The following is a 231-nucleotide window of genomic DNA, read 5'->3' on the forward strand; positions in this document are numbered from 1 at the left end:
CTGCTACGTTCTCGCCACCGGCATCGACGGGTAGTGCGGCCGGGTTCTCCTCGCGCATGGCCTGAACCCGCCGCTGCCATTCCTCAAGGCTGATTCCGTCTCGCTCCAGCGCACGCTGTAGTTGGCGGTTTGCCGAATTCTCTGAGGAGGTCAAGGCGCGTTTGACGGCGCCTGCTGCTACTGCTGCCACAGGCAAAGCACCGCCTACCACGCCGCCCAGTGCAGCCCCTT

At 64.9% G+C, this 231-nt stretch carries 1 protein-coding gene; it reads right to left on the bottom strand.

The annotated features are described in order from the left end of the window. On the bottom strand, positions 1–190 hold a 190-nt coding region (locus tag SB717_RS39900), incomplete at its 3' end, for a hypothetical protein (protein ID WP_410908901.1). Positions 191–231 lie beyond the last annotated feature (41 nt).

It is taken from the genome of Priestia sp. SIMBA_032 (assembly GCF_046535215.1).
Lineage (GTDB): Bacteria > Bacillota > Bacilli > Bacillales > Bacillaceae_H > Priestia > Priestia aryabhattai.